18 protein-coding genes are annotated in these 22475 nt (G+C 63.6%); 8 read left to right on the top strand and 10 right to left on the bottom strand.

Annotated features, from left to right (window positions below; all coding sequences use genetic code 11):
- Positions 1-315: 315 nt before the first annotated feature.
- The 5 genes from ACS5Q0_RS09300 (at position 316) to ACS5Q0_RS09320 (ending at position 8756) form a co-directional block, all read left to right on the top strand.
- Entirely contained in the window at positions 316-3399 is a 3084-nt protein-coding gene (locus ACS5Q0_RS09300) for a hypothetical protein (protein ID WP_473126344.1), read from the top strand.
- 158 nt (positions 3400-3557) lie between these two features.
- Positions 3558-4070 (top strand): nuclear transport factor 2 family protein, encoded by a 513-nt coding sequence (locus tag ACS5Q0_RS09305; protein WP_473126345.1) that lies wholly within the window; start codon positions 3558-3560, stop codon positions 4068-4070.
- A 40-nt stretch (positions 4071-4110) separates the two neighbouring features.
- Positions 4111-4584 (top strand): DUF992 domain-containing protein, encoded by a 474-nt coding sequence (locus ACS5Q0_RS09310; RefSeq protein WP_473126346.1) that lies wholly within the window; start codon positions 4111-4113, stop codon positions 4582-4584.
- 277 nt (positions 4585-4861) lie between these two features.
- Positions 4862-6901 (top strand): elongation factor G, encoded by a 2040-nt coding sequence (locus ACS5Q0_RS09315; RefSeq protein ID WP_473126347.1) that lies wholly within the window; start codon positions 4862-4864, stop codon positions 6899-6901.
- A gap of 130 nt (positions 6902-7031) precedes the next feature.
- A complete protein-coding gene (locus ACS5Q0_RS09320) occupies positions 7032-8756 on the top strand; it encodes an AMP-binding protein (protein WP_473126348.1) in 1725 nt (574 codons plus the stop codon).
- A 525-nt stretch (positions 8757-9281) separates the two neighbouring features.
- Here the strand turns inward: ACS5Q0_RS09320 and ACS5Q0_RS09325 are convergent.
- From ACS5Q0_RS09325 to ACS5Q0_RS09335, 3 genes are all read right to left on the bottom strand, one after another.
- On the bottom strand, positions 9282-10172 hold the full coding sequence (locus ACS5Q0_RS09325; protein WP_473126349.1) for a LysR family transcriptional regulator: 891 nt from the start codon (positions 10170-10172) through the stop codon (positions 9282-9284).
- Between the two features lie 115 nt (positions 10173-10287).
- Positions 10288-11250, bottom strand: coding sequence for a thioredoxin-disulfide reductase (gene trxB, locus ACS5Q0_RS09330; RefSeq protein ID WP_473126350.1), 963 nt, complete (start codon positions 11248-11250; stop codon positions 10288-10290).
- Positions 11250-12263 carry a mitochondrial fission ELM1 family protein gene (locus ACS5Q0_RS09335; RefSeq protein ID WP_473126351.1) on the bottom strand — a complete coding sequence of 338 codons (1014 nt, stop codon included), beginning with the start codon at positions 12261-12263 and terminating at the stop codon, positions 11250-11252. The genes trxB and ACS5Q0_RS09335 overlap by 1 nt, the downstream gene beginning before the upstream one ends.
- A 173-nt stretch (positions 12264-12436) precedes the next feature.
- On the opposite strand from ACS5Q0_RS09335, the gene ACS5Q0_RS09340 reads away from it, so the two are divergent.
- Entirely contained in the window at positions 12437-12922 is a 486-nt protein-coding gene (locus tag ACS5Q0_RS09340; protein WP_473126352.1) for an Lrp/AsnC family transcriptional regulator, read from the top strand.
- A 16-nt stretch (positions 12923-12938) separates the two neighbouring features.
- Here the strand turns inward: ACS5Q0_RS09340 and ACS5Q0_RS09345 are convergent, their stop codons facing one another.
- The 3 genes from ACS5Q0_RS09345 to carB form a co-directional block, all read right to left on the bottom strand.
- Positions 12939-13442, bottom strand: coding sequence for a twin-arginine translocation signal domain-containing protein (locus ACS5Q0_RS09345; protein ID WP_473126353.1), 504 nt, complete (start codon positions 13440-13442; stop codon positions 12939-12941).
- A 33-nt stretch (positions 13443-13475) separates the two neighbouring features.
- The gene (greA, locus tag ACS5Q0_RS09350; protein WP_473126354.1) at positions 13476-13952 is read right to left on the bottom strand and encodes a transcription elongation factor GreA; all 477 of its coding nucleotides are present in this window, start codon (positions 13950-13952) and stop codon (positions 13476-13478) included.
- Positions 13953-14058: 106 nt separating this feature from the next.
- Positions 14059-17532 carry a carbamoyl-phosphate synthase large subunit gene (gene carB, locus ACS5Q0_RS09355; protein ID WP_473126355.1) on the bottom strand — a complete coding sequence of 1158 codons (3474 nt, stop codon included), beginning with the start codon at positions 17530-17532 and terminating at the stop codon, positions 14059-14061.
- 299 nt (positions 17533-17831) lie between these two features.
- On the opposite strand from carB, the gene ACS5Q0_RS09360 reads away from it, so the two are divergent.
- Both ACS5Q0_RS09360 and ACS5Q0_RS09365 read left to right on the top strand, forming a co-directional pair.
- Complete coding sequence (locus tag ACS5Q0_RS09360; protein WP_473126356.1) at positions 17832-18653, top strand: SDR family NAD(P)-dependent oxidoreductase; 822 nt, start codon at positions 17832-17834, stop codon at positions 18651-18653.
- 9 nt (positions 18654-18662) lie between these two features.
- On the top strand, positions 18663-19058 hold the full coding sequence (locus ACS5Q0_RS09365) for a GtrA family protein (RefSeq protein ID WP_473126357.1): 396 nt from the start codon (positions 18663-18665) through the stop codon (positions 19056-19058).
- A 33-nt stretch (positions 19059-19091) separates the two neighbouring features.
- Here the strand turns inward: ACS5Q0_RS09365 and ACS5Q0_RS09370 are convergent, their stop codons facing one another.
- The 4 genes from ACS5Q0_RS09370 to carA form a co-directional block, all read right to left on the bottom strand.
- Positions 19092-19784 (bottom strand): class I SAM-dependent methyltransferase, encoded by a 693-nt coding sequence (locus tag ACS5Q0_RS09370; RefSeq protein WP_473126358.1) that lies wholly within the window; start codon positions 19782-19784, stop codon positions 19092-19094.
- 155 nt (positions 19785-19939) lie between these two features.
- Entirely contained in the window at positions 19940-20494 is a 555-nt protein-coding gene (locus ACS5Q0_RS09375) for a cupin domain-containing protein (RefSeq protein ID WP_473126359.1), read from the bottom strand.
- 75 nt (positions 20495-20569) lie between these two features.
- On the bottom strand, positions 20570-20944 hold the full coding sequence (locus ACS5Q0_RS09380) for a hypothetical protein (protein ID WP_473126360.1): 375 nt from the start codon (positions 20942-20944) through the stop codon (positions 20570-20572).
- Between the two features lie 205 nt (positions 20945-21149).
- Positions 21150-22349: a glutamine-hydrolyzing carbamoyl-phosphate synthase small subunit gene (carA, locus tag ACS5Q0_RS09385; protein ID WP_473126361.1), complete on the bottom strand. Its 1200-nt coding sequence runs from the start codon at positions 22347-22349 to the stop codon at positions 21150-21152.
- Positions 22350-22475 lie beyond the last annotated feature (126 nt).

Here is a 22475-nt window from a genome sequence, read left to right on the forward strand (position 1 = left end):
CCGCCGCCTGGGAAGCCGAGCGCAATCGCAACAGAGCCAAGGCGCATTGGCATTTCACCACCACGCAGGCTCGCTCCAAACTACGGCGGCTCTATCCTGCATGATCCCTGTGGCAAAGGACTAGGCGGGTTTCCCGTCTTTCAATCTCAGACAATCCTGCAACTCAAACGGCGGTACCCTAAGGGCATATTTATCAGACCCGTCCCAGTTGCGCGGCCCATTGATACGCCAAAAGCCTTCATATAAAGCAATGATATATCTTTAAATTATGATTCCTAACGTCATGCTTGTGGAATCATCGTTGCGGGAATTGCCATGCCGACCCTTGTCATCCAGTCCTTCGACCGCCCGGACGGTTCCAAGCTCATCACTCGCGTCTCGACCGCTGCCGATGGAACACAGGCGGATCGCTCCAGCTATAATGCGCGGATCAGCGCGGACGGGCGCTACGTCCTGTTCGAGGGCAACGCCAGCAATCTCGTGGCGGGCGACACCAACGGCAGCAGCGACATTTTCCGTAAGGATCTGATCACGGGTGCCGTGGTGCGGGTCTCGACTGCCGCCGACGGTGCACAGGGGAATGGCGATAGCTACAATATGCGGATCAGCGCGGATGGGCGCTACGTGCTGTTCGAAAGCGACGCCAGCAATCTCGTGGCGGGCGACACCAACGGCAGCAGCGACATTTTCCGTAAGGATCTGATCACGGGTGCGGTGGTGCGGGTTTCGACCTCTGCGGATGGTGCACAGGCGAATGACTGGAGTTCCAACCCGCAGCTCAGCGCGGATGGGCGCTACGTGCTGTTCGAGAGCGACGCCAGCAATCTCGTAGCGGACGATACCAACGGCACCATCGACGTTTTTCTCAAGGACTTGGTGACCGGCGCAGTGGTGCGGGTTTCGAGCTCTGCGGATGGCATACAGGCCAATGACTCTAGCTTTAATGCCCAGGTCAGCGCGGATGGACGCTACGTGCTGTTCGAGAGCGATGCCTCCAACCTCGTGGCGGGTGACACCAACGGCAGTACCGATATTTTCCGAAAGGATCTGGTCACCGGCGAGGTCGTGCGGATCTCGACCGCCACCGATGGCACAGAGGGAAACAGCTTGAGCTCGAATGCCCAGCTCAGTGCCGATGGCCGGAATGTCCTGTTCAGGAGTTACGCAAGCAACCTGGTGGCAGGTGATACGAACGGCGCTAGCGACATCTTCTACAAGGATCTGTTGACTGGCGCGGTGGTTCGGGTCTCGACTGCCGCCGATGGCGGACAGGCCGGCAACTCCAGCTATGCGGCTCGATTCAGTCCGGACGGGCGCTATGTGCTGTTCGAAAGCGACGCCACTAACTTGGTAGCAGGCGACACCAACCGCAGCAGCGACATTTTCCGTAAGGATTTGATGACGGGCGAGGTCGTGCGCCTCACGACATTCCGGGAGAGTCAGGGCAAGGTTCCGGCCGATGGCAGCAGCTTAAACCCGCAGCTCAGCGCGGACGGCCGTTATGTGCTGTTCGAGAGTGACGCCAGCAACCTGGTGGCAGGCGACACCAACAGGAACAATGACATTTTCCTCAAGGATCTGAACACAGGTGAGGTGGTGCGGGTCTCGACCTCGACCAGTGGCGCGCAGGGCAATGACGCCAGTTCCAACCCTCAACTCACCGCGGACAGTCGCTATGTCGTATTCGAGAGCAGAGCCAACAGTCTGGTCACAGGCGATTTCGGCAGTAACAGCGACATTTTCCGCAAGGATCTGAACACAGGCGAGTTGGTGCGCCTCTCGACTGCCGCCGATGGAACGCAAGCCAATGGCGACAGCTTGAGAGCTCAGGTCAGCGCAGATGGACAATACGTGCTGTTTGAGAGCAGCGCCTCCAACTTGGTGGCGGGTGACACCAACGGTAGCGCCGACATTTTCCGCAAGGATCTGGGCACGGGAAAAGTGGTGCGGGCCTCCACCGCTGCCGATGGTACGGAGGGAAATCACGATAGTTCGAACGCCCAGTTCAGTGCGGATGGGCGCTATGTCGTGTTCCAGAGCAGAGCCGGCAATCTCGTAGCAGGCACTCCCGGTGGTGGGCAGAACATTTTCTGTAAAGACCTGGACACGGGCGAGATGGTGCTGGTTTCGGCTGCCGCCGATGGCACGCCAGGTAACGGCTGGAGCTACGATGCTCAAGTTAGTGAAGACGGGCGCTACGTGCTGTTCGAGAGCGATGCCAGCAATCTGGTGGCAGGCGATACCAACGCCAGGACGGACATCTTCCGCAAGGATATGGTCACGGGTGAGGTCGTGCGGCTCTCGACCACTGCCGATGGTACCCAGACGAACGGTCGGAGCTCCAATGCCCAGTTCAGCGGGGATGGGCGCTATATCGTGTTCCGGAGCGATGCCACTAACCTTGTGGCCGGCGACACCAACAACAGTGCGGATATCTTTCGCAAGGATCTGGTGACCGGCGAAGTAGTGTGCCTGTCCTGGACGAACCAGGATGCGCAGGGCGACGAGCAGGCCAACAACATCAGCGGCGATGCAAGCTACAGCCCGGATGCTCGCTTCATCCTGATAAGAAGTGATGCAAGCAATCTGGTGAGTGGGGACAGCAACGGCTTAGGCGATATCTTCCTCGTGGATGCGTTCTTCTCCAATCAGCAGGCCATGCAAGAGAAGCGCTTCGCGTTCGTGAAGTTCGGGGTGGGCGGCGCATCGAGCGTGACAATGGCCTGGGGCGACGGCACGGTGGAGACGGTTGCCCCCACCCTTGGCAGCGCCGTGTTCTCGCATGCCTATGCCACGAGCGGCCTCAAGGCGGCGCTCGTGACGGTGAAGCAGGGAACCCTGACCTGGCACGTGCCGCACCGGATCGATCTCGCCGCCGGGCAGATGGTCCGCAACACGGGCCTCTCCGATACGCTCGTCGGATCGACGGGCAAGGACGCCATCTCGGGTGACGCCTTTGCCAACATCGTGATCGGCGGTTCGGGCAACGATACGATCAAGGGCAATTCCGGCAACGACCGGCTTTACGGTGGAACGGGCAACGACGTCCTGTCCGGCGGTTCGGGGCGGGATATCTTCGTGTTCGACAAGAGGCCGAGCAAGACGAGCAATCTCGACACGATCACCGATTTCAACCCCACCGACGATACGTTCTGGCTCGACAACGCAATCTTCACCAAGCTCGGCCGGTCGGGCTCCGAGACGCGGCCGGTCAAACTGAACAGCAAGTTCTTCAAGATCGGCAGCGCAGCGGGCGATGCGAACGATTACCTGATCTACAACAGCAAGACCGGAGCATTGTTCTACGATTCCAACGGCTCTGCCTCGGGCGGCATGGTTCAGATCGCGAAGCTGAAGGTAGGCCTCAAATTGACCTATAACGACTTCTTCGTCGTCTGAGGCAAGGACACGTTGGACGTGATCCGCCGGTCCGGGCTGGGTTAGCGGCACGGATGCCGCGACCCACGCCATCGCCGAAAGGGTCGGAGCCGGACCCTTTCCCCCTGGCGGGGGTGGGCGCATGATTGCCCCTCTCCAGTCCAGAGAAGGGATGCGCCATGGAAGCCGATGAGCACGCGGACGATGTCGGGGCCATCGAGGCCATCATCACCCGCCAGTTTTCGAGTCTCGGCTGGACGCCCGGGACATCGGCCGATTGGGAGGGGTTTGCGGCTGACTTCCTCTCCGACGCTTCGCTCTATCCGGCGGCGCGTCCGGCCCAGCGGCAGACAGTGCCGGCATTCATCGAGCGGATGAAGGGCCTCGCGGGAACGAAGCTGCGCTCGTTCGAGGAGGCGGTGCTGGGAACCGAGATCCGCGTCTTCGGGAACGTGGCGATCGCGCTGGCGGCCTGCGAGATGGTCGAAAACGGGGCGGAAAGCCATCGCAGCATCGAAATGATGCTCCTCGTCAGGGACGGGGGAGGCTGGCGGATTGTGTCGCAGGCCTGGGACGAGGAAAGCCCGGCGAACCCCATTCCCAGGCAATGGTTGAACCGTCGGGCGGCGGGGGATGAACCGAATTCTACCGCTTCCGGAGAGCGCGTCGCGCCGGAACGACGCTCTTCCTGATCCGTTGAAAGCCAGGCTTCATCAAGCTCAGGAGTTCATCATGCTTCGTGCGGTTCTCCCCTTCGCGGTCCTTGCCGCCGCTTCCCTGGCGGGCGTTTCTCATGCGCAGGCGCAGTCCGGGACCCAGGTCGGCGTCCTGACCTGCAATGTGTCAGGCAATGTAGGCCTGATCCTGACGACCCAGAAAACCACGGCCTGCGTCTTCAACTCCCAGCGTGGGAGAATTGAGCATTATCTGGGTGTGATCCGCCGCTTCGGGCTGGATATCGGCGCGACGAACAGCGGGGTTCTCACCTGGGCGGTCTTCTCCGGAGGCGATGTGTCGCCCGGCTCGCTCGCCGGGACCTATGCGGGGCCCACCGCCGAGGCGACGGTCGGCGCGGGTCTCGGAGCCAATGTTCTGGTTGGCGGCTCCGGCGCCTCGATTTCCCTCCAGCCCCTCTCGGTCACCGGCCAGACGGGCCTGAACTTTGCGCTCGGCGTGAGCGATTTCGAGCTGCGCGAGTTGCGCTAGGCCGCCGTTTCACGCGCTGCCGGAACGGCCGGGCCCGAGCTTGGCCGTTTCATTGCGCTCGGAAAGACTACTCAAAAAGCCTCTTGCCAACTCTTCCCGACAGGCAGAGCATCCCAGAGACGCGACGGCTCGCGCATCGTCCGGAGACGTGGAACCGTGTTTCCGCATCGAACGATGCGCTGTCAAAGAAGCGAGCATCGGATGGATCCCCGCAAGTGGAAGCCACTGTCGGGTCCGATGCCAAGAGCGCGCTGACGGGGGCAGGGAGGAGACTACCATGGCACCCAACGGCAGAGGACCTGCGGGCCCGCGATGCATCGCCATCGTCGGCCCATTCCAGAGCGGCAAGACCACGCTCCTCGAAGCGATCCTGGAGCGCACCGGCACGATCTCGCGCGCAGGGCGCGTGGCCAATGGCGACAGCGTCGGGGATGCGAGCGCGGAGGCGCGGGCCCACGGCATGAGCATCGAGCCCAATGTGGCCACCGTCGAATTCCTCGGCGAGAGGATGACCTTCATCGATTGCCCCGGCTCCACGGAATTCCTGCACGAGATGCGGAGCATCACTCCCGTCTGCGACGCGGCGGTCGTCGTGTGCGAGTCGGACGAGCGCAAGATTCCCGCGCTCGAAATCATCCTGCGGGAACTCGAGGAGGCGGATATCCCGCGCTTCCTCTTCATCAACAAGATCGACACGGCGACACAGCGCGTGCGCGAGACGCTGAGCCTGTTGCAGCAGGCATCGCGAACGCCGCTGCTGCTGCGCCAGATTCCGCTCTGGAAGGACGGAATCGCCGTCGGGTTCATCGATCTCGCATTGGAGCGCGCCTTCATCTATCGCGAGCATGCGCCCAGCGAAATCGTCGAGATGCCGGACGGCGAAGGCCTGCGCGAGCGCGAGGCGCGCTTCGCCATGCTCGAACGGCTGGCCGATTACGATGACGAGCTGATGGAGGATCTGATCTCCGAGATCGAGCCACCGCGCGACCGCATCTTCGACGATCTTTCCAAGGAACTGCGCGAGCGGCACGTGGTGCCCGCGCTCATCGGCTCCGCCGAGCGCGGCAACGGCGTCACGCGGCTTCTCAAGGCTCTGCGCCACGAGGCTCCGGCGCTGAACGAAACCCGGGTCCGCCTCGGCATTCCGGAGGAGGGCGCGCCACTCGCCCATGTGATGAAAACCCTGCATATGGGGCAGGGCGGCAAGCTCTCCGTGGCCCGCGTGATGCGCGGCACGTTCCACGAAGGCGACATGGTGGTGGGCTCGCGCGGAGCGGAAAGCCGCGTCGGCAGCCTGCTGGCGATGGTCGGCGGCAGCACGGCACGCCGCGGCGAAGCCGTCGCCGGAGATACGGTCGGATTCGGACGTCTCGAAGGCATCGCCACCGGCGACAGCTTCGCATCGGGCAAGAACCGGCCGGACACCATCGTTTCGTCGGCGCCGCCCGAACCCGTCTATGCGATGGCTCTCAAGGTGAGAGACAGGAAGGACGACGTCCGCCTCTCGAGCGCGCTCGCCAAGATCACGGAGGAGGATCCGTCGCTCGTGGTCGAGACCCGGCCCGAGATGGGGGAGATCCGGCTGCTCGGGCAGGGCGAGATGCACCTGCGCGTCGCCGTGGAGAAGCTCGCCTCCCGGTTCCAGGTCGGGGTCGACATCAGCAAGCCGCGGGTCGCCTATTGCGAGACGATCCGCCTGTCCGCATCGGCCCGCGGACGCCATCGGAAGCAGACAGGAGGGCATGGCCAGTACGGCGACGTGATGATCGAGATCAAGCCTTTGCCACGCGGCGGCGGTTTCGCCTTCGAGGACCGGATCACGGGTGGCGTGGTTCCGCGCCAGTACATCCCTTCCGTGGAAACCGGGGTGCGCGATGCCCTCAAGAGCGGCCCTCTGGGTTTTCCGGTGGTCGACCTGGCGGTCAGCCTCACGGACGGCTCCTATCACACGGTGGATTCCTCGGACGCGGCTTTCCAGGCCGCCGCGCGGCTTGCCCTGGCGGAGGCTCTCCCCAAGGGCAAGCCCGTCCTGCTGGAGCCCATCCTGTCCGTGGAAATCACCATTCCCACCGAGGCCTTGTCCAAGGCCACGAGCCTCGTGACCGCCCGCCGCGGGCAGATCCTGGGCTATGACGGGCGGCCGGGATGGTCCGGCTGGGAGGTCCTGAACGCCACCATCCCGGAATCCGAAATCGGGGACCTGATCGTCGAGTTGCGTTCCGTTACGGCAGGCGTCGGGACCTTCTCGACCCGCTTCGATCATATGGCCGAGCTCAGCGGCAAGCCGGCCGACATGGTGCTGCAAAAGGCTCATTGAGCCGGAATCGATGGGTGCCGCTCCGCGTGCGGTGCCCATCGACAAACCTCTTCTTCCGCGCCACATCTAAGCTTCACTGGAGACGCCATCTCCTCGGAAGCGAACTCGCCCTGGAGCGGGAGGAAGAAGAATGAACGCCAAGACCCAACCGGCCGCATCCCTGGATTCGGCAGGGCATCCTTTGGACAGGCCCTGGCTCAAATCCTATCCATCGAACGTGCCCCAGGTCATCGACGATGCGAGCATCGGCACCCTCAACGACATGCTCCTCCAGGCGATCGCGCAATATCCGAACCGGGCTGCCGCAGAGAGTTTCGGGACACGCATGACTTATGCGGGGCTCGGCCGCAGCGCCAATGTCGTCGCCTCCTGGCTGCAGCAGCAGGGTTTGAGGAAGGGCGATCGCGTCGCCATCATGCTGCCGAACGTGATGGCCTATCCGGTGATCATCTTCGGCGTGCTGCTGGCGGGCGGCACGGTGGTGAACGTCAACCCGCTCTATACGCCCCGCGAGCTGACCCATCAGCTGCAGGATTCAGGCGCCCGCTTCCTCTTCGTACTCGAAAATTTCGGCGCCACGGTGGAAGAGGCTCTGCCCGATCTCAGGCTCGATCGCGTGGTTGTCGTGAAGCCGGGCGATCTGCTCGGCGCCAAGGGCACCATCGTCAATCTCGTTTCCCGCTACGTGAAGAAAGCGGTGAAGTCTTTTCGTCTGCCGAAATCCGTGTCCTTCAGGAGGGTGTTGAGCGAGGGAGCGCGAAGGAAGCCCGATCCCGTCGCCGTCACGCGCGACGATATCGCCTTCCTGCAATACACGGGAGGAACGACAGGCATCTCGAAGGGAGCGGTTCTGCTCCACCGCAACGTGGTCGCCAATGTGCTGCAATGCGAGGCGTGGATGCGTCCGTTCTTCGGCGAGCGCGATGATCATGTGATGGTCACTGCGCTGCCGCTCTATCACATTTTCGGTCTCACCGTGTGCTCGCTCCTGATGACGAGGATCGGCGGCTGCCAGCTTCTCATCGCGAACCCACGCGACATCGCCGGGTTCGTGAAGATTCTCCAGAAGAGCAAGATTACGCTCATGTCCGGCGTGAACACGCTCTACAACGCGCTCGCTCATGCGCCGGGCATCGAGAAGGTCGATTTCTCTCAGCTCGTCTTCGCCGTCGCAGGCGGAATGGCGACGCAGGAGGCGGTCGCGAAGAAGTGGAAGGAAATCTCCGGCCAGCCCATCGTCGAAGGGTATGGTCTGTCGGAGACCTCGCCCGTGGTCTGCGCCAATCGTCTCGACATCGAGGAATTCACCGGCACCATCGGCTATCCGCTGCCGTCGACCGACGTGATCGTGCGCGCAAGCGACGGGACTGTTCTGCCTCCCGGCGAGCGCGGTGAGCTGTGCGTGAAGGGCCCGCAGGTGATGGCCGGTTACTGGCAACGGCCCGATGAAACCGCGCAGGTGATGACGCAGGACGGTTATTTCCGCACGGGCGACGTGGCCATGATCCTCCCAGACGGAGAGGTGAAAATCGTCGACCGGATGAAGGATATGATCCTGGTCTCCGGCTTCAACGTCTATCCGAACGAAGTCGAGGACGTGATTGTCAAGCACCCTGGCGTCATGGAAGCCGCCGTCATCGGTCTGCCCGACGAGCAATCGGGGGAAGCGGTCGTTGCTTATGTCGTGCGCAAGGATCCGAGTCTCGATCCCGACGAGCTGCGCCGCTTCTGCCGGGAGAATCTCACAGGCTACAAGGTGCCGCGCCGGATCGAGTTTCGCGAAACGCTGCCGAAGACCAATGTCGGCAAGGTGCTGCGCCGCGTGCTGAAGGACGAGGTCGCATCGTCTTCCTGAAAGACGTCGAGGCCTGAAAAGAAAAAAGCCGGGCCAAAGGCCCGGCATAAGTAGAGGTCCGACAATTCAGTCAAAACCTTCCAGAGGGAACGGCCGACACGGCAGCGCCGGGAGGAAGAAAGCGGTGCCGCGTTGAAATCAGCCACTGCCCATATCGGCCGCATTCGACTTATTTGCAATGCAACATGCCTCATAAAAGGGCTGCATTGGCTGCATGGCTTATACGAAAGACTGACGTAAAACTGCCACGCTCTTCATGGCAACGGCGGATTCGGCCACTCGGTATCCTTCGTGAGACGTGGATGTGGAAGGCTCTTCGGTGCACAGCGGAGCATCCTCTCCGGCAGCAGCCTTCATAAGCTGCGGCAATCCGATGCCGCTTCCGAACGATGACTCAAGCCTCTGATATCGAGCATCTTTCCACGCGATATCAGCGCCCGCTTCGGAGTGAAAAGACGCGCTCTCCCAAAGAGCGGATCATCGGATGAATTCCAAACGTGACAATCCACTTCTGGATCGGATGCTCTAGTAGGTCCAGCGCTGGGCTTTGGAGATCAGGAAGTCGCGGAAGGCCTGGACACGGGCGACGGAGCGCATTTCCTCCGCGTAGACGAGATAGCTGTCGAGGGACGGCATCTCGATGTCGCGCAGAACCTGCACAAGGCCCGGATTTCCCACCACCGCATAATCCGGCAGCACGGCAATGCCCGCTCCGGTTTCGACGGCGAGCTTCAGGGCGGTGATGTTGTTCACTTCGTAGTGATACTGGCGCGGCTCGCGGCCCTCGCGTCCGGCCGTCGCGAGCCAGTGGACCGCCAGCAGATAGGAGGGCTGGTCGCCGCCGAAGGAGACGATGCGATGCTCGTCGAGTTCCTCCAGGGTCTTCGGCTCGCCGAAGCGCTTGATGTAGTCGGCCGACGCATAGACGTGGAAATGGATCGTGAAGAGGCGCCGCTGGATCAGGTCCGGCTGGGCCGGGCGCCGCAGGCGGATGGCGACATCCGCCTCGCGCATGGCCAGGTCCAGTTCCTCGTTGGAGAGGATCAGCTCCACCCGGACATCCGGGTAGAGGTCCAGGAACTCCGCGATGCGCTGCGCAAGCCAGATGGAGCCGAGGCCGACGGTGGTCGTGACCTTCAGCTCGCCCGAAGGCCGCTCGCTCGTCTCGACGAGGCGGGCCTTGGTGGTTTCCAGGCGCATGCGCATGTCGCGGGCCGCGCGAAACAGGAGGTCGCCCTGCTCGGTGAGGATCAGGCCTCGCGCATGGCGATGGAAGAGGGGGGCCTTCAGCTCGCGCTCCAGGGCGCTGATCTGACGGCTGACGGCGGATTGGCTCAAGCCCAGATCGTCACCGGCACGGGTGAAGCTGCCCGCTTCCGCAACGGTATAGAAAATCCGGATTTTGTCCCAATCCACGGCGTTCCCCTGAATACCCCGCATTCCTCTGACGCAGGGCTTCCCTATCTCTTCCGAGCTGGGGGCAGGATGCAATAGGAATTCTGCCCAAGGGTCAACCAGTTGTTAATAGAACCTATTCTGCGGCTTCCTGGGTCGCTTCGAGGGCCGCCAGATAGCGTTCGGCGTCCAGGGCAGCCATGCAGCCCATACCTGCCGATGTTACGGCCTGCCGGTACACGTCGTCCGTGACGTCGCCGGCGGCGAAGACGCCCGGGATATTGGTGCTCGTCGAGCCCGGCTTCACCTGGAGGTAGCCGCCCGGCTTCATGTCGAGCTGGCCGACGAACAGCTCCGTGGAAGGCTTGTGCCCGATGGCGATGAACACGCCATCCGTCCTGAAGTCCGAGACTTCGCCCGAAACGAGGTTCTTCAGCTTCACATGAGTGACCGAGGTCGGGTTCTCGGAGCCGCAGATCTCCTCGACGGCGCTGTTCCAGAGAACCTCGATCTTCGGGTGCTTGAACAGGCGGTCCTGCAGGATGCGCTCGGCGCGCAGGGAGTCGCGCCGGTGAACCAGGGTCACCTTCGAGGCGAGGTTGGCGAGATAGAGCGCCTCCTCGACGGCCGTGTTGCCGCCGCCCACCACCACGACCTCCTTGTTGCGGTAGAAGAACCCGTCGCAGGTGGCGCAGGCTGAGACGCCGAAGCCCTGGAACAGGCCCTCGGATGGCAGGCCTAGCCACTTGGCCTGGGCGCCGGTCGCGATGACCAGGGCATCACAGGTATAGGTCTCCCCGGAATCGCCCTCCAGCCGGAAGGGGCGCTGCTTCAGGTCCACCTTTGTGATGTGGTCCGAGATCATCTTCGTGCCCACGTGCTCGGCCTGGAGGCGCATCTGCTCCATCAGCCAGGGGCCCTGGATGACCTCGGCGAAGCCCGGGTAATTCTCGACGTCGGTGGTGATCATGAGCTGCCCACCGGGCTGGAAACCCGAGATCATGACGGGCTCGAGCAGGGCGCGCGCCGCATAGATCGCCGCCGTGTAGCCTGCGGGCCCCGAGCCGATGATGATGAGCTTGGCGTGAGAATGGGCCATCAGGAAATCTCCAGCGAAAACGCAATGTCCGGCAAACCGAGCGAGCGGCGGTGAAGGCTGAAGCCCCGGACAATGGCAGCAGCAATCTTGGGTGTTGAATTTAAGGGTTCGTAGGGCTGTCCTACAAGACGCCCCTCGAACGGATGCACAATTCCATGGGCCTTAAGGCGCTCCATGTAAACATCGAGTTTCGGATGTCCGCCCGAGGGCTCGAAAACCAGGATCGGCTTTCCCGACGCCGCGGCCTCTCCGATCATGTTGAAGGAATCCGCCGTGGCCACGATGAAATCCGCGAGGCCTAACAGGGCCACATAGGGATTCTCGCCGGTCCCGTCCCAGAAGAAGGCACGATGCCGGGCAGCAAGCTCGATCAGGGAATCCCGTAGCGCCGGAGGGGTACGGCGGGACGCCGTGATCATCAGTCCCGCACCCGATTGAGCAAGCATGCTCAGGCGTTCGAGGAAGAGGGCGATGTCGCGCTCCGTGAAGCGGTGGTGCCGGCTGTCGCCCCCGACGAGGACCGCGACCCGAGGATGGGGCAGGGGGGCGAGCCGCGGGTCGGGGTGCATGCGGGCTGCCTCGATCTTTTGGGCCGAGACCCGGTGCGGCGGGGTCAGCGTGGTCAGCACGTTGGGCCCGCGCAGCCGGTCGTAATCCGGCGACCAGATGAAGTCGGCCGTGTTCGGTCCCGTCCGGGGATCCTTCAGGAACACCGTATAGGTCCGCCTGCCCGAGGCGCGCTTGACGAACCGCAGATAGGGCACCGCCCTGCGGCCGGAGGCGATGAGCAGGTCGGGATAGGGCATGGCGATGGGGCTTCCCGGCGCGCCCGGCCGCTCCCGGGGATCGATCGGCCCCCAGGGCATCGCCCAGGTGAACGGCGCGCGCGGCCGGACCCGGCGAAGTTCCGGCTGAAGTCCCAGCGCCTCTGCCACGCTCAGGGCCTGAAGCTCGTCTCCGGCCTTGCCATCGCTCAGAACCCAGGTGATAAGGCTTGAATTGTCGCGCAACATTCGATCAATGAGCCTGTGGAGTTCATATGGTTCGTTGCGACTTAATCGCCCGTCCCGCTTGTGCGGACCGTTTACACGGTCTACTCAGCCAAGACGAGTTTTTTGCTTGAAGGGTGCATGATCCGGGGCGGAAGGTGTCTTCCAGGCCCAGGCTGCGACCAATTGGAGTGATCGTGCGCGGACGCCTCGATTCGATTGACTGGGCCATTCTGAGGGAACTGCAAGCCGACGGCAGCATCACCAATGTGGAGCTGGCCCGCCGCGTCGGCCTGTCGGCGCCTCCGTGCCTGCGCCGCGTGCGCGCCCTCGAAAGCGCCGGCATCATCAAGGCCTATCGCGCCATTCTCGACCCCAAGGGCTTGGGCTTCGAGATCGTGTGCTTCGCCATGGTCCAGCTCGACGTCCAGGGCAAGAAGGAGCTTCAGGAGTTCGAGCAGCGGGTGAAGGAATGGTCCATGGTCCGCGAATGCTGGACCCTGTCGGGCGACATCGATTTCATCCTGAAATGCGTGGCCCCGAACCTGGGCGCGTTCCAGGGGCTCGTGTCCGAGCTCACGTCCCTGCCGAACGTCCGCAATGTTCGCACGGCGCTCACCCTCGACCTGATCAAGGACGAGCCGCTGGTGCCGATCGCGGATATGGCGGAAGTCGCGGAGTAAGGATCTTCCGGCGCGATCACAGCCTGCGCCGCAGCCATTGCACGTAGAACTGGGCCAGGGCGACCGCGCGGCCCGGCTCGTCCGGATCGGTGCTTCTCCTCGCCACGTCGAGCACCGCATGCTGCGGGAAACGCGCCAGGATCTCGCCCTTCGGTCCGACCGCGAGGACCTCCCCATCCATGCCGTCATGGCTGCCGCCGCCGCCACGGCCGCGCCAGCCCGAGCCCGCGTCCGGGAATGGGGTCATGAAGACATCCGTGATGACGAGGACGAAGCGCGGGCCGCGCGGGTCCACCCGGTCCGCGAACGCACGGTGCAGCTCGTCGAGCGCCGCCTGGGCCACGAGATCGGCGAAAGAGCCGAGGCCCTTGGCCTTCAGGGGCCTGACATCCACGGAAAACGACGAGAACGCCTGAGGGAAGGTCTGGGCCTGAGCCCGGGTATGCGTCAGCAGGCCCGCACCAGCGAGGCCGGCGCAGGCGAGATTCTTGAGAAAGGATCGGCGGGATGACGGGGGCATGGCTTGATGTCTCACTGTTGCCCCCTCATCGCATCAGGCGCTGAACCGGACGCCCACGACTTCGTAGGATTTGCCGCCCCCGGGGGTCGACACCTCCACCGTATCGCCGATGGTCTTGCCCATCAGGGCGCGGGCGATGGGGGAGGCAACCGAGACGCGGCCGGAACGGACGTCAGCCTCGGGCTCGCCTACGATCTGGTAGGTCTTTTCTTCCTCGGTGTCTTCGTCCACCAGCTTCACGGTCGCGCCGAACTTGATCCGGTCGCCCGAGAGCTTGGCAATGTCGATGACTTCTGCGCGGGAAATCAGGCTTTCCAGCTCCAGGATGCGGCCCTCGTTGAGGGACTGAGCTTCCTTGGCGGCATGGTATTCGGCGTTTTCCGACAGGTCGCCGAGCGCGCGCGCTTCGGCAATCGCCTGGATGATCCGGGGGCGCTCGACCTGTTGCCGGTGCTTGAGCTCTTCCTCCAGCGCCGCAAAACCCTTGATCGTCAGAGGAACCTTGTCCATCGTTTGTCTCGTCCAAAAAGAGGTACGAGGCCGCTGTTTCCAGCGCCCTCGCAAGTCAACGAAAACTTACCAGAAGCTTCGCAGTTCCATTGTGCAGGCCGAAGCCTCAGGCGAAATAATCCTGAAGCGCTCGGACCTCAAGATCGCCGCCGAGATAGGCCTTGATGCCCTCGGCTGCAGCGATCGCTCCTGCAAGAGTGGTGTAGTAAGGTATCTTATGCAAGAGGGCAGCCTGTCGGAGCGACCGAGAATCTGACAAAGCGCCCGCGCCTTCGGTGGTATTGAACACCAGCTGGATGTCGCCGTTCTTCATGGCGTCGACCACGTGGGGACGGCCTTCCAGCACCTTGTTGATGCGCTTCGCCTTGACGCCCTGCTCCACCAGATATTTCTGGGTACCCGCCGTTGCGAGAATCTGGAACCCGGCTTCCTCCAGCATCTGAACCGCCGGAAGGATGCGCGGCTTGTCCGAATCGCGAACCGACACGAACAGGGTTCCCGTCTTCGGCAGCTGGCTGCCGGCCCCGAGCTGGCTCTTGGCGAAAGCCACGCCGAAGCCCCGGTCGAGGCCGATGACCTCGCCCGTCGAGCGCATTTCCGGCCCGAGCAGCACGTCCACGCCCGGGAAGCGGGCGAAGGGGAAGACCGCTTCCTTCACGCCGATATGCGGCAGCTCCTTCGGCGCCAGGGCGAAGGTGGCGAGGGACTCGCCCGCCATCACCCGGGCCGCGATTTTGGCGATGGGCTCGCCGATGACCTTGGCCACGAAGGGCACCGTGCGCGAGGCGCGGGGGTTGACCTCGAGCACGTAGATCGTGCCGTCCTTGATGGCGTATTGCACGTTCATCAGGCCGCCCACGTCGAGGGCGAGGGCAAGTGCCTGCGTCTGGCGCTCCAGCTCGGCGATGATCTCCTTGGAGAGCGAGCGGGGCGGCAGCGAGCAGGCGGAATCGCCCGAGTGGATGCCCGCTTCCTCGATGTGCTCCATGATCCCGGCGATGAAGGTGTCCTTGCCGTCGCAGAGGCAGTCCACGTCCACCTCGATGGCGTCCGAGAGATAGCGGTCGAAGAGCAGCGGGTTCTTGCCGAGAACCGTGTTGATCTGGCCCGTCTTGTCGTTGGGGTAGCGGGCCTTGACGTCCGACGGGATCAGGCTGGGCAGGGTGCCGAGAAGATAATCCTCGAACTGGGCCTCGTCGCGGATGATCGCCATGGCCCGGCCGCCGAGCACGTAGGACGGGCGCACGACGAAGGGCAGGCCGAGATCGGCGGCGATCAGGCGGGCCTGCTCCACCGAATAGGCGATGCCGTTCTTCGGCTGCTTCAGGTGCAGCTTGTCCAGCAGGCGCTTGAACCGGTCGCGGTCCTCCGCGAGGTCGATGGCATCCGGCGAGGTGCCGAGGATGCGCACATCCGCCTCTTCCAGGGCATGGGCGAGCTTGAGCGGGGTCTGGCCGCCGAACTGCACGATCACGCCGTGGAGGGTTCCCTTGGAGCGCTCGGTCTCGATGATCTCCAGCACGTCCTCCTGCGTCAGCGGCTCGAAATAGAGCCGGTCGGAGGTGTCGTAGTCGGTCGAGACCGTCTCCGGGTTGCAGTTGATCATGATGGTTTCATAGCCCGCATCCTTCAGCGCGAAGCAGGCATGGCAGCAGCAATAGTCGAATTCGATGCCCTGGCCGATCCGGTTCGGGCCGCCGCCGAGGATGATGACCTTCTTGGCGTCCGACGGATTGGCCTCGTCGGCGGGGCTGCCCGCGAACGGGGTGGTGTAGCTCGAATACATGTAGGCCGTGGGCGAAGCGAATTCCGCCGCGCAGGTGTCGATCCGCTTGAAGACCGGGCGTACGCCCAGCGCCCGGCGCGCCGTGCGCACCTCGGCCTCGGTCATGCCGACGAGAACCGAAAGGCGGGCATCGGAGAAGCCCAGGGCTTTGACCTGGCGGAAGGCGCCCGGGGTCTTCGGCAGGCCGTGGGCCTTCACCTTGGCTTCCATGTCGACGATGGCCTGGAGCTGCTCCAGGAACCAGCGGTCGATCTTGCAGGACTCGTAGACCTCGTCATGGCTGATGCCGAGGCGCAGGGCCTGGGCGACCTTCAGGATGCGGTCCGGGGTCGGCGTGCCCAGCGCCGCCTTGATGGCGTTCCTGTCATCGCCCTTGCCGAGGCCCTCGATCTCGATCTCGTCGAGGCCGGTGAGGCCGGTTTCGAGGGAGCGCAGGGCCTTCTGCAGGGATTCCGGGAAGGAGCGGCCGATGGCCATGGCCTCGCCCACGGACTTCATGGCCGTGGTGAGGGTCGGCTCCGCGCCGGGGAACTTCTCGAAGGCGAAGCGCGGAATCTTCGTGACCACGTAGTCGATGGTGGGCTCGAAGGAGGCGGGCGTCGCGCCGCCGGTGATGTCGTTGGCGATCTCGTCGAGCGTGTAGCCCACCGCGAGCTTCGCCGCGACCTTGGCGATGGGGAAGCCCGTGGCCTTGGAAGCCAGCGCCGAGGAGCGCGACACGCGCGGGTTCATCTCGATCACGATCATGCGCCCGTTCTCGGGGTTGATCGCGAACTGCACGTTTGAGCCGCCGGTCTCGACGCCGATCTCGCGCAGAACCGCCAGGGAGGCGTCGCGCATGATCTGGTATTCCTTGTCGGTGAGCGTCAGCGCGGGCGCGACCGTGATCGAGTCGCCCGTGTGGACGCCCATCGGGTCGAAGTTCTCGATGGAGCAGATGATGATGCAGTTGTCCGCCTTGTCGCGGACGACCTCCATCTCGTACTCCTTCCAGCCGAGAACGCTCTCCTCGATCAGCACCTCGTTGGTCGGGGAGGCGTCGAGGCCGCGCTCGACGATGTCGAGGAATTCCTCGCGGTTATAGGCGATGCCGCCGCCGGTGCCGCCCATGGTGAAGGAGGGGCGGATGATGGCGGGCAGGCCCACTTCGGCGAGCGCCAGCAGGGCCTCGCCCATGGCGTGCTCCTGATAGCGCTTGCGGCGTTCGTTCTCGCCTGCGTCCCATTTCAGCTTGTAGGCGGCGATCGTGCGCTTCTTGTCGCCCGGATGCATGTCGTCGAGGGCCTCGAGCCGCGCGAGTTCCGCCAGATAGGCGTCCCGGTCGGCCTTTTTCAGGGCCGAGGCATTGGCGAGGCGGGATTTCGGAGTGTCGAGGCCGATCTTGGTCATGGCTTCGCGGAAGAGCTGGCGATCCTCGGCCTTGTCGATGGCTTCCGCCGTCGCGCCGATCATCTCCACGCCGAACTTCTCGAGCACGCCCATTTTCTTCAGCGACAGGGCGCAGTTCAGCGCCGTCTGGCCGCCCATGGTGGGCAGGATCGCGTCGGGGCGCTCCTTCTCGATGATCTTGGCGACGATCTCGGGCGTGATTGGCTCCACGTAGGTGGCGTCCGCGAGATCCGGGTCGGTCATGATCGTCGCGGGATTCGAGTTCACCAGGACGACGCGGTAGCCTTCCTCCTTGAGAGCCTTCACGGCCTGTGTGCCGGAATAATCGAATTCGCAGGCCTGACCGATAATGATCGGGCCCGCGCCGATGATGAGAATGGAGGAGATGTCTGTCCGCTTCGGCATAGGCCCACCCAGGCGTGTCCAGCCGCGCGGCCGCTCTATGCGGCGCTTCAAGCGCAGCCGGGATGTGTCAGATTGAAGGTTGAGAGAGGCTCTTACACGGACATGCCGCAAATTCAAAGGCCTTAGCGCATCGTGCGGAAAAGTGGACCCGGTTTTCTGTCCGAACGACGCGCTCGCTAGAATGGAGATGGGATTAGATGCCACAAGTGGAGGCCATTCTGGGTCCGATGCTCGATGATTTGGCGACAGGTCACCTCATGCGGCATGATCGACCGGCAGAATCCTGAAGGAGGCCGAGCATGGCTGAAGAACCGCGCTGGACCGTCGTCACCGGGGCATCGAGCGGAATCGGGGCGGAACTGGCCCGGGTCTTCGCGGCCAGAGGCCATGCCCTGGTTCTCGTGGCCCGGCGGCACGAGCGCCTGGAGGCCTTGAGCGAGGAGATCCAGAAGAACCAGGGCGTTCCCGTGGAAATCATGGCCCTCGACCTGGAGGATCCGGGGGCGCCTCAGGATCTGGCCGAGATGCTCCGCGACCAGGGCATCCAGGTCCATACGCTCGTGAACAATGCGGGATTCGGCCTGCGGGGCAGCTTCGCAACGCTGCCCTTCGAGCGCCAGATGGCGATGATCGACCTGAACGTTTCCGCGCTGACGGCCCTCTGCCGTTTGCTGCTGCCCGGCATGCTGGAGCGGGGGCGGGGCGGAATCCTGAACGTGGCCTCGACCTCCGCCTTCCAGCCCGGCCCCTATATGGCCGTCTATTACGCCTCAAAGGCTTTCGTGCTTTCCTTGTCCGAGGCGTTGCATGAGGAGGCCAAGCCCCGTGGCGTGACGGTGACGGCCCTGTGCCCCGGATCGACCGAGAGCGAGTTCTCGGCGACGGCCGATGTGGAATATTCCAGGAGCTACAGGCCCAGCATCATGTCGGCCGCTGAGGTGGCGAGGATCGGCGTCGAAGGCTACGAGGCCGGCAGAGCCATCGTGATCCCGGGCGGCGCCAACCGAATCGGGGCCCTCGGGGCCAAGTTTCTCCCGCGCAACATCGTTCGGAGAATCGCCGGGCGCCTTCAAAGAGGCGAGGTGACGAAACTCGTGGAAGAAACTCATGGAAGAGGCTAACGAGAAGGCGTGACCGCGCTTCCTCCCCTCCATCGCCTGATCCGTCAGTTCTCCGCCTTCTTCGGAGTAGGGCTCGCCGCGGCCGTGGTTCATTACGGCCTGCTCATCCTGCTCGTCGAAGGGGGCGGGAGCCATCCCGTGCCTGCGACCCTGGCCGGGTACGTGGCGGGCGGGCTGGTCTCCTATGGGCTCAACCGCCGGCATACCTACCAGAGCAGTCGCCCGCACCGGGAGGCGACCTGGCGCTTCGCGCTGGTCGCCTTCGTCGGCTTCCTTCTGACGTGGCTTTCGATGCACATCCTGGTGGAATGGCTCGGGGGGCCTTACCTGCCGGCCCAGGTGATGACCACGGGCGTGGTCATGGTGTGGAGCTTTGCCGCACACAAGGTCTGGACCTTCGCGTGATGCCCGCGACAAACACGACTGTGCAGGGAGACATCAGGCGGGCCGCGCCATGAAGGTCATCCGGGCCTGATTGTGGCCGAAATTGCGCGCGGCGCGCTCGGGCGTGAAACCGGCATCCTGAAGGATGTCGATCATCTCGTCCTCGCTGTACTGAGCAAGGCCGACTTCCTCGCGGATCCGGCGGTAGTCGGAGAATGTCGTGCGAGCGAGGCCCATGAGGGCCGATTTCAGGAACCCGCCCCGCCAGGCGAAGGCGAGAAGGGCCTTGGCATCGGTGAGCGGGCTCACGTCGGGAGGGATCACGTCCGCAAGGACGAGCCTGCCTCCGCTCTTCAGCTTGGCGCGCCAGAGCTTCAGAAGGCTGCGCAGTTCCTCGAGGGAGAGATACTGGAGCAGTGAATTCACCACGATGAGATCGAGCGACGCATCCGCGAGTCCGGCGACCTCCTCGGGGGCCAGGATCGTGATGCGCCCGTTGCGGCCGAATTTGGCCTGCAGCCGTTCGCGCACGAGCGGCGCAGCGTCGCTCAGGAGGAGCTTGCCGCATTTGGCCGCAACCTGATCCGCGAAGAGGGCCTCGCCGCAGCCGTAGTCGAGCACGAAGGCATCGGGCGAGGGGATGAGCCCGACGATGTCGTTCGCCACGAGCTTGTAATGCAGGAGCTTGTGCCGCTCGCCCGAGTAGATCGGCGTGTCTTGGTTCCAGTAGTCTCGCCAGTTCATCATGAAGCGAGTTCTAGCGCATCGTGCGGAAAAGTGGACCCGGTTTTCCGCATGAACGATGCGCTCTTCAAGAGGGTGGAGCATCGGATCAATCCCAAAAGTGCAAGTCCACGTTTGGGATTGATCCGATGCTCTAGCCCAAGCTCACGCCAGCGTCATCATGGTCGGGACCACAGCTTCGTCAGCGGGCCGTCCGCGCCGTCCACGGGATCGGCATCGGGAAGCGGAACCTGGGCGATCCGCTGCTGCGACGAGGCCAGGGCTCCGGGATCGTCGCGGATGGTGTCGTAGGAGCGGCCGGCCGGATAGGCGCCCACCACGGTAAAATCATCGCTCGCATTGATCAGGGCATGCGCCACGCCGGCCGGGATGACCACGACGTCGCCCGCGGATACGGCGACGAGCTCTCCCTCCTCGCCGCCGAAGCGCACGGATGCGGAGCCCGAGACGACGCCCAGCACCTCGTGGGTGTTCGGATGGTAGTGATGATAGTCGTGGATGGTGTCCATCCAGGCATTGGTCCAGCCGTTCTTGGCGAAGGTGGCCTTGAAGGCTTTCGCCGGATCGTCCTGTGACGGCGAAACGGCGCCGCGGCGGACGATCAGCGGCAGCGGCGAATTCGGCACGATGCCGTTGCTTTGGAAGACGTAGGTCTCCGTGCCGAGCGGCGCGTTGTAGCCCTTCGGATCGCCGTATCCTTTTGCCTGAGCCATGCTGATTTCCCTCACGTTAGGGGAGGGAACGCATGGCCCACGCGAAAGATCGAGCTGGAGCGTTCAGGCTCGCGCTTACATGCCGAGGAACATCGCCGCGACGGCGCGGTCGATGGAGAGATAGAACATGCCGAAGGCAACGGTCGCTGCGATGCCGAACTCGATGGCCTGGTTCTTCAGGAGGCGGAACCTGGCGAAGATGTTCTGCCCGAAGATCGAGATCAGCCATGCCGTCGTCAGCACGACGGGAAAAATGAAGAGATACGACCAGGTGCTTTCGGCCGGCCCTACATTCGACGGATCGATGAGAGGACGGATGTTGCGCACCCATGGGGCATAGGCGGCTGCGTAAAGCGAGGTCAGCCAGGACAGCGTGACGGCCACGCCGAGATGAAAGGTGAACAGGTTGTGCAAGCGGCTAAATTCGCCGGAATCGTGATCGAAATCCATCGGAGAAAACCCCCAGGCAAGCCCAGAATCATTGGTTGTTATGGTTAATCGTTTGTTACCGTGATTTGGCCGCAAAGGGCAACGCCGCCTTTGTCGCGGCCGTGCGGGATTGACAAAAAATGAAGGGGATGCCGCTCAAATGAAAAGCGCCGTCACTCGGGTGAGCGACGGCGCTTGAAACATTCGTCCCGAGGCGGACGTGTGATTACTGCTTGGCCTTTCCCTCATCCATCAGCTTCACGAACCGATCGAAGAGATAATGACTGTCCTGCGGCCCGGGGGAGGCCTCCGGGTGGTACTGCACCGAGAATGCCGGACGGTCGGTCAGCGCGATGCCGCAATTCGAGCCGTCGAACAGGGAGACATGGGTCTCCACCGCGTTCTTCGGCAGGGTTTCCGGATCCACCGCGAAGCCGTGATTCATGGACGTGATCTCGACCTTGCCGGTGGTCTTGTCCTTCACCGGATGGTTCGCGCCATGATGACCCTGGTGCATCTTCTTGGTCTTCGCGCCGACGGCGAGGCTCAGCATCTGGTGGCCGAGGCAGATCCCGAAGGTCGGGATCTTCTGCTCCAGCACCTTCTGGATCACCGGAACGGCATATTCGCCCGTCGCCGCCGGATCGCCCGGTCCGTTGGACAGGAACACGCCGTCGGGCTTCAGGGCCAGGACGTCCTCGGCGGTCGCCGTGGCGGGCATGACGGTCACCTTGCAGCCGGCGCGGGCCAGGAGGCGCAGGATGTTGCGTTTCACCCCGTAGTCGATGGCGACCACGTGATGCTTCGGCTCGGCCTGCTGATGCCCGTAGCCTTCGCCTCTCGTCCAGGTCGTCTCGTCCCAGTCGAACCGTTGGGTGCTGGTCACCAGCGGCACCAGGTCCTGCCCGTCCATGGAGGGCAGGGCGGCCGCCTTGGCCTTGAGGGCGTCGAGGTCGAACTTGCCGCTCGGGCTATGGGCGATGACGGCGTTCGGCATGCCCTTGTCGCGGATCAGGGCGGTGAGCGCCCGGGTGTCGATGCCGCTCAGGCCCACGATCTGGCGGGCTTTCAGCCAGGCGTCCAGGTCGCGGGAGGCGCGCCAGTTGGACGGCTCCGTGATGGTGGCGGCCAGCACCACGCCGCGCACGCCGGAGGACGAGGCGGCGTTCACGCTCTCGATGTCCTCGTCGTTCGTGCCGACATTGCCGATATGCGGGAAGGTGAAGGTGATGATCTGCCCGGCATAGGAGGGGTCCGTCAGGATCTCCTGATAGCCCGTCATCGCCGTGTTGAAGCAGACCTCGCCGGTGGCCTCGCCCTCGGCGCCGATGCCGAAGCCTTCCAGCACCGTGCCGTCCTGGAGCACGAGAACGGCCGTTGCGCGCGGCTCTTCCCAGCCACCCGCCGTGTCTTTGTCTTGCAGCATCGTCATGATCTCTTGTAAGTCCGAGGCCAGCAGGCCGTGCTTGAGCAGGCCCGTACCGGGCCGCCGTGAACTGTTCCCGTGACTTAAGGGGCCGTTCGCATTCCGTCAACGCTTGAGACGCCTTAA

It is taken from the genome of Microvirga sp. HS2 (assembly GCF_055792805.1).